The 649-nt window shown below is 74.0% G+C and carries 1 protein-coding gene and 1 pseudogene; both read right to left on the bottom strand.

All coding sequences use genetic code 11. The features are described from left to right. Window positions 1–455 (bottom strand): annotated as a pseudogene (locus KUM32_RS39885) (hypothetical protein); the annotation flags it as partial. Further along, on the bottom strand, window positions 452–649 hold a 198-nt coding region (locus tag KUM32_RS39880; RefSeq protein WP_217146612.1), incomplete at its 5' end, for a sigma-70 family RNA polymerase sigma factor. The gene KUM32_RS39880 and the pseudogene KUM32_RS39885, both read right to left, overlap by 4 nt.

Here is a 649-nt window from a genome sequence, read left to right as displayed (position 1 = left end):
GCCTCGGACCGCTCAGATCGCTCCGCCTCGGTACGCGCGGCGCCGGCCTGCTCCTCCACGGGTGCGGGCCGCCCCGCCGCCGGCTGCCCCGCCACCGGCAGCTCGGCTGTAGGTCGTTGCTCGGACTCGGGTCGGCGTGCCCCTAGCCCGGCGGGCTCTGGCTCTTCCGACGCGGGCCGGTCGGCCCCGGTGGAGCCGGCCTCGGGCTGGTCGCCGGTCTGCGCGGTGTCGCGCGGGGTGTCGGCCGGGGTGGGTGGTTCGGGGGCGTCCTCGGCGGAGGCTCCTTCGGGCCCGCCGGCGGTGCGCTCCTCGGCGTCGGGGCCAGCGGCCGAACCCGCCGTACCGCCCGGTTCGTCGGAAGAGTTCTCAGCGGCGACGGCCGCCTCGTGGGTCTCGTAACGGCCATGACGATCCTGCCGGTCGGACCCACCCGGCCTCGCGTGCTCGTGGTTCATGCCGGGGCCTCCATGGCGACGCGAAGCGCCGCTATACCGCGCGATCCGTACGCCTTGACCGAACCCAGCGATATTCCGAGGGTTTCCGCGACCTGCGCTTCGGTCATGTCGGCGAAATAGCGCAACACCAGCACCTCGCGCTGCCGGCGCTGCAGTCCACGCATCGCCTGGATCAGTTGGTCGCGCTCCAGCAG

This window comes from Streptomyces sp. AC627_RSS907, assembly GCF_019049165.1.
Note: the sequence above shows the minus strand (reverse complement) of the source record. Positions and strands in the feature narration are given on the sequence as shown.